The organism is Dyadobacter sp. CY312 (genome assembly GCF_021390535.1).
In the GTDB taxonomy this organism is placed as follows: domain Bacteria; phylum Bacteroidota; class Bacteroidia; order Cytophagales; family Spirosomataceae; genus Dyadobacter.
Genome location: NZ_JAJUXG010000001.1, coordinates 930,467 through 936,876 on the forward strand (window position 1 = coordinate 930,467; position 6,410 = coordinate 936,876).

General features: G+C 42.5%; 6 protein-coding genes. 4 read left to right on the forward strand and 2 right to left on the reverse strand.

The annotated features are described in order from the left end of the window. Positions 1 to 16: 16 nt before the first annotated feature. Positions 17 to 565: an outer membrane beta-barrel protein gene (locus LZG71_RS04150; protein WP_233817285.1), complete on the reverse strand. Its 549-nt coding sequence runs from the start codon at positions 563 to 565 to the stop codon at positions 17 to 19. Positions 566 to 1,120: 555 nt separating this feature from the next. Here LZG71_RS04150 and LZG71_RS04155 point away from each other — a divergent pair. From LZG71_RS04155 to LZG71_RS04165, 3 genes are all read left to right on the forward strand, one after another. Beyond that, positions 1,121 to 2,905, forward strand: coding sequence for a DEAD/DEAH box helicase (locus tag LZG71_RS04155; RefSeq protein WP_233817286.1), 1,785 nt, complete (start codon positions 1,121 to 1,123; stop codon positions 2,903 to 2,905). A 134-nt stretch (positions 2,906 to 3,039) separates the two neighbouring features. Continuing rightward, positions 3,040 to 3,552, forward strand: a complete 513-nt coding sequence (locus tag LZG71_RS04160) for a DinB family protein (protein WP_233817287.1) — start codon at positions 3,040 to 3,042, stop codon at positions 3,550 to 3,552. A gap of 55 nt (positions 3,553 to 3,607) precedes the next feature. Further along, the gene (locus tag LZG71_RS04165) at positions 3,608 to 4,453 is read left to right on the forward strand and encodes a sugar phosphate isomerase/epimerase (protein WP_233817288.1); all 846 of its coding nucleotides are present in this window, start codon (positions 3,608 to 3,610) and stop codon (positions 4,451 to 4,453) included. A 6-nt stretch (positions 4,454 to 4,459) separates the two neighbouring features. On the opposite strand, the gene LZG71_RS04170 is transcribed toward LZG71_RS04165, so the two are convergent. After that, positions 4,460 to 5,383 (reverse strand): zinc dependent phospholipase C family protein, encoded by a 924-nt coding sequence (locus tag LZG71_RS04170; RefSeq protein WP_233817289.1) that lies wholly within the window; start codon positions 5,381 to 5,383, stop codon positions 4,460 to 4,462. Between the two features lie 453 nt (positions 5,384 to 5,836). On the opposite strand from LZG71_RS04170, the gene LZG71_RS04175 reads away from it, so the two are divergent. Further along, complete coding sequence (locus LZG71_RS04175; protein WP_233817290.1) at positions 5,837 to 6,241, forward strand: Dabb family protein; 405 nt, start codon at positions 5,837 to 5,839, stop codon at positions 6,239 to 6,241. Positions 6,242 to 6,410: the final 169 nt, after the last annotated feature.

The window sequence follows — 6,410 nt, forward strand, 5'->3', positions numbered from 1 at the left end:
ACTTAATTTTCAGGAATTACAGACCAAAGTTTTTAGAAATTCCAAAGCCGGCACCACTTCCAAAATTAAGTCCAAAATCAGTACTAGCAGATGACATTCCTTTTACCTTAGTTGTCGTCAGACCAAGGCTTCCGAAACTGAAATTAAGGGCAAAACCATTTTTCAGGTTTACACCAATAGCTGGAAAAATTTCCCCCTGAAATCCATTTGTTTTAGTATCTCCGTATTTCCCGGAAACGTAATTAGCATTGAATTGTCCAAAAATTGCAAAGATGTCGGACAATGGATAAGCGTAACGAACAAACGGACCTACCCCGAAAGTGCTGCTTTTTACTGCCGGCACTCCATTTTTCCAAGTTTTGGCACTTACATTCATACCCGCCGTCCAGTTGTCGGTAAACTGATAACCCACACCAGGTGAAAATTCAAAGCTGGTTGCCTTGACGTCAACGGGCGATTTAGTTGCGTTAACCCCTAAATTTCCGTAAACCAATAGTGTGTTTTTTTGAGCTTGTGCCACAAAACCTGCTCCGGCAAGTAACACAGTTAAAAAGAGTTTTTTCATTTTATATAGTTGTGGATAATTAACTGATCATCATCAGAGATGATTTTCATTGTTATACGACTCCACTCTGAAAAAGTAACTCAGCTGGCGCAACACGATAAAACTGTCTGTTTTATATGGAAAGACTTTGCTGCACTTCTAAAAATATTACAATTATTATATCCATAGCATTGCATATTTGAATATAATTCTTAATTTTGCATAAAATTTGAACGAACATCCGTTCGCTTCTCTGCTTCATTTCCGGTTTTGGTGTTCAATACACCGCCCAGCCTTTAAAAATGCCCGGTTGGTAATTACCGTTTCGTCATGCAGAGCCCCACGGATGGTTTGTGGTTGGTGGGCTTTCGCGCAATCCCCTTTTTTACAAATAAAACTGGTTGTCATCCGGTTTGTCGTGCTTTTTAAGGTTCCGTTTTTTTGATCCGGCAGACACTATGGCTTTCAGTTGTGCACTTTTTGATAAATCAATATTTTATGCTTTTAGCGTAAAATGAGGTTTACCGAATCATTACAACTGTATTTACACAAGAATTTAATAACAATAACAATAGAATGAGTACTGAAACAATTGAAACTTTTGAGACCTTCGCTGACTTAGGAATCTCAGAAACTATCCTACAAGCCTTAACTGAAATGGGTTTTGTAAAACCCTCTCCTATCCAGGCGCAAGGTATTCCGGCAGTAATGCAAGGTTCTGATGTAATCGGACAAGCACAGACCGGAACTGGAAAAACCGCAGCGTTTGGTATACCCGTACTTGAAAGAATTGACGTAGCAAATAATGCAGTACAAGCACTGGTTTTATGCCCTACCCGCGAATTAGCGGTACAGGTGTCAGAAGAAATTGGCAGACTTGCAAAATATCAGAAAGGTCTTAGGATTGAAGCAATTTATGGTGGAGATTCAATCGACCGCCAGATTCGCTCACTAAAAAGAGGTGTACATATCGTAGTAGGAACTCCTGGTCGTGTAATGGATCACATGGAGCGTCGTACCTTGAAATTTGATCAGGTACGTATGATGGTGCTTGATGAAGCAGATGAAATGCTTGACATGGGTTTCCGTGAAGACATTGAAAGCATCCTTGCTGAAATGCCGGAAGACCGTCAGACTATTTTGTTCTCGGCAACAATGTCGAAGCCGATTATGTCGATCACAAAACGCTTCCTGACTGACCCTGTTCTTATCAAAGTGGTTCGCAACGAGCTTACTAACGTAAACATTGAGCAGGTTTGTTTCGAGGTTAAACCTCAGGCGAAAGTGGAGGTGATGACACGTCTTATCGACATGTACCACCTGAAATCCCTTCTTGTATTCTGTAACACGAAACGTAAAGTTGACGAGATCGTTGAAGATCTTCAACTACGCGGATATGCATCAGAAGGTATCCATGGTGACCTTCGTCAGCAGCAACGCAGCAACGTAATGAGCAAGTTTAAGGCAGGTGTAACTACCATTCTTGTAGCAACAGACGTAGCAGCGCGTGGTATTGACGTAAGTGGTCTTGATGGTGTGATCAACTATGACATTCCTTTGGATGAAGAGTATTACGTACACCGTATCGGCCGTACAGGTCGTGCAGGAATGTCGGGTAAAGCTTTCTCTCTGGTAGCGCGTGATGAAAAATTCCGTCTTAAAACCATTGAGAACTATACCAAAGTTAAAATCGAAAAAGGTGTTATTCCATCTTTCGAAGATATCGTAGGTGTTCGTAAAGCACGTTTTGTAGAAACTATCGCTTCTACAATTCAGGAAAGCAGCGATGCAGACCTTTACCTTGATGTATTGGAAATGTTACACCACAGCGGTTTCTCGACTGAGCAAATCGTGGGTGCAATGGCCAAGCAGATCATGGGTGTTCAGAAAAACGAATACTCTGACAGCAACCTGGCATGGGAAGAAAGACGTGGCGGAGAACGTCCTGAACGTGGCGAACGCCGCAGTGGTGGCGATGACCGTCGTGGAGGAAGCCGTTTCGAAAGAGGCGGAAGAGACACCGACCGTCGCGGACCGAGCACGGATCGTTTTGCACCTCGTGCAGATTCACGCAGAAGCGAAGGTGGAAGAGAAGAAAGACGTACAGGATCGGCTACACCAGAAGCTGGCATGACTCGTCTTTTCCTAAGCCTTGGACGTAAGGATCATATTTTGCCAAAAGATATCGTTGGAGCCATTGCTGGTGAAGCGAACATTCCTGGCAAAACGATTGGTGCCATTGATATTTATGACAAATTTACTTTTGTAGATGTTCCTGAGCGTGACGCCCGTGCGGTATTGCGTGCTATGGATGGCAACACGATCAAAGGCAAGCCTGTTCAGATCGATATCGCCAAATAAGTAAAAGCTTATAGCTATTTGCTGTGGGCGACTAGCTGTGAGCGACTAGCTGTGGGCGACTAGCTTGCTAGTCATTACATATTTTTTAGAAAAGGAGCTTGTAAAAAGGCTCCTTTTTTTATTATTTCATGGCTATGGAAAAACAAAAAACCGAAGTATGGCAACGCGGACCACATCCGGGCGTACCATCTCTTCTACAGCCAGTTGCCCATGCGCTACTACAGGCGAGAGAAGAACTTGAAGAACTTACTTTACCCACGGAACTATTGTGGAAAAAGCCCGGAGGTGTTGCTTCGGTAGGTTTTCATTTGCAGCACCTTGCCGGTGTTTTGGACAGGCTGTACACTTATGCAAAAGAACAGGCACTCACTGAACAGCAGCTCGGATTCCTTAAAAATGAAGGTGTCCCGCCGTTCGAAAACTGTACTTATCAAGACCTGTACAGCCAATTCAGCAAACAGGTAGACCTGGCAATTGATCAATTAAAAGAAACAGACGAGAACTCTCTGACAGAGGTGCGTTATGTTGGAAGAGCAAGAATAGAATCAACCCATTTAGGCTTGCTTTTTCATGCGGCAGAGCATTCCCAGCGGCATTTGGGACAACTTCTGGTTACCGCCAGGATATTAAAAGCAGACTTAGAGTAGATCGTAAAGCCATCCTAACTTTTCTGTATAACAACCAAAAATTCTTTTCCAGAATATGAAATTAACTAAACTCACGCTGGGGTATTGCCTTGTACTCCTATTTAGCTTATCGGCCCTTGCGCAGAAAAACCCGGAAGATAAAGCAGGGTGGAAACTTGGTGCACAATCCTATACTTTCCGTCTGTTTACTTTTGCGGAAGCATTGAAGAAAATTGACAGTTGTGGATTGAAATACGTAGAGGCTTTTCCTGGCCAGACAATAGGCGGCGGCATTGAAGGTAAAATGGATTTTAAAATGGATCCGGCCAAACGTAAGGAAGTGAAGGCGCTTTTGAAAAAACATGGCATTGTCATGACTGCCTACGGCGTTGTAAAAGGAAAAGACAAAGCTGAATGGGAACAGCTGTTCGAATTTGCAAAAGATATGGGAGTCCTCAACATTGACACCGAGCCGGATCCGGATCAGTTTGCTTACATTATTCCGATGGCTGAAAAGTATAAAATTAACATTGCCCTTCACAACCATCCAAAACCGTCGCGTTACTGGCACCCTGATACTGTTCTGAAATATGCTGCGGGAAGCAAATTCATTGGTTCATGCTCGGACATCGGCCATTGGGTTCGCTCAGGTCTGGATCCTGTGGCTTGCCTGAAACAACTTGAAGGACATGTGATGGGAATGCACTTTAAAGATGTAGTGAAAGACACGCCGGACGGAAAGTACCATGACGTAGTTTGGGGCAAAGGCGACAGCAAGGTGGACCAGGTAATTGCAGAAATGAAACGTCAGAAGTTCAAAGGGCCCATCTCCGTAGAATATGAATATCACTGGGAAAACAATGGTCCGGAAGTTGCTGAAAGTGTTAAATATTTCAGAGAAACGTATGTGAAGCAAAAATAAGCTTCTTTAATTATCTGATTCGGATCTCACTTTGAGAAGCCGCTGTAACCAGCTTTGCTGTTCGGCGGCTTCTTCTTTTTTATCTGCAATGGTGGTGGCTAAACCTGCAATCTCATCCAGGTTCGGCTGTCCGGCATTTATCCAGCAAGTATACCACAGATCGCCGACAATGGCCACCGAAGCTTTCATCCTACGCTCTACCTGTCCTTTGAGCATATCGTGAAATCGCTCCGAAAACTCCCGGGAATAGGTTCTTGTCAGAACATTATTTCTTAGCTCGTAGCTGTACTTTTTATCAGGATCAAAAGATTCAGTGAGTTGCTTTTCAAACAAAAATACCGAATCGCTTGCCGCATGTGACTCTGCAACGATCCGCCACACCTCTTTACTGACGTCCTCAATGTAATGTGGCTCGCCTATCCATAAGTTATAGTCGTCTGCGAAAAGCTCAGGCAGCCGCGATTCCCAAAATGCATGGATCCCTTCCTGTTTGGTAAGCTGTCCGTTATAATTTCTGGTGGTGTGCAGCGGCACGTGAGCGTCTGCTACATAATGTCCCAGGTCAGCACTAAGCCTTAAAATCTTACTCGCATCTTTGGTTCTGAAAGCCTCTGTAAGTTGAAAAGCGGCTGTTTGCAAATGCCACGGCACAATGCCATGTTTTCTTAAACTGTCCTCTCCAATTTTAGCAACGGCGTCTTTCCAGTAGCGAGGCAAAATGTGTAATGCACTATCACCGTATACATCAAGATCAATAAAATGCCGTTCTGCCTCTCCTACCACCGCATAGCGCCGCCGATCCGGATTCACCGCATTTTCTGTAAGGAAATCGATATTGGTTTTAAAGAAAACCTGCATCTCAGCCGGAAGACGGAAGACGGCCAAACGATTGATCCGACGATGTGCCCAGAAGCCCCATTCAGGTTTCATGGCAGAAACCGGGGAAATAATTGAAAGCAGAAGAAAAAAACAGAGACTTTTCAGAAAAAAGATGATTTTTCCTGATTTATTTTTCAGAACATTAGTCACAGGCATCAATAGAATATTTTGAACTACAAATCAGCCATTTAGATACCTGTTTATACCCAATCTTACCAAAAAAGTAACGTATGGAGTCAAATTGATACCGTTGAATGAGCAAAAGAACAAAAGTGGATACAAAAACCGCTCAAATGAATCAACAGGGGCATTTTAGTTTAAAAATGCCCCTCAAATCATAGCCAAATTTTATATTGCTATTTATAAATATACACAGCAAAAATTCCGAATATATCCTAAATAACAAAATTGATTATATTTTTTATCAAAATAATGCAATATGTAAAATAGTATTACCTTTGTTTCATAGATAATCAAACAAGCCTATAACGGCTAATATTTTAGATGAAACCAAGAAACAAGACAATAGGATATCTGATACCAGTTTTCGCGCTATGCGTTTTCATGCTGGTGATATACGGAGCATACGTTCCTCACAAAGCGGCCGAAACACAACGTGTTGTTTGCATAAAGTTTAAAGCTGACGCAACACCTGAGGATATTGAAAAACATATGCGTGATTTCGCAACTTTGAAAAATAGTGTGAAAGACGTTGTGGCGTATTCGGCTGGTAAAGTGGAAAAATCAAATGCGGATGGCGAAGAGTTCGATGTAATTCACTACCTGACTTTCCGCACACATGAAAGTGCCCAGAAATATGCACTGAATGCAGACCGCAAAGCTTTTGTGAAAGAAAATGAAGGAAACTGGGAAAAAGTGCTTGAGCTTAATTCCAGCATAGAAAAATAAATAGTAATAGGAGTGAAAATTTGAAAAAGAGCCGGGTTTCCCGACTCTTTTTTTTGTTCAATTTGTCCCGTCCTGAAATAGCGATACACAAATTGTACAGCTATGCAAGAGAATCCTGAAACCAAGTATGTTAAACGAACGCAGAAGGACTATTCGATGTCTTTTAAAT

Coding starts and splice junctions, on each gene's coding strand:
- LZG71_RS04150 (WP_233817285.1), bottom strand. CDS start 565: ATGAAAAAACTCTTTTTAACTGTGTTACTTGCCGGAGCAGGTTTTGTG.
- LZG71_RS04155 (WP_233817286.1), top strand. CDS start 1,121: ATGAGTACTGAAACAATTGAAACTTTTGAGACCTTCGCTGACTTAGGA.
- LZG71_RS04160 (WP_233817287.1), top strand. CDS start 3,040: ATGGAAAAACAAAAAACCGAAGTATGGCAACGCGGACCACATCCGGGC.
- LZG71_RS04165 (WP_233817288.1), top strand. CDS start 3,608: ATGAAATTAACTAAACTCACGCTGGGGTATTGCCTTGTACTCCTATTT.
- LZG71_RS04170 (WP_233817289.1), bottom strand. CDS start 5,383: ATGAAACCTGAATGGGGCTTCTGGGCACATCGTCGGATCAATCGTTTG.
- LZG71_RS04175 (WP_233817290.1), top strand. CDS start 5,837: ATGAAACCAAGAAACAAGACAATAGGATATCTGATACCAGTTTTCGCG.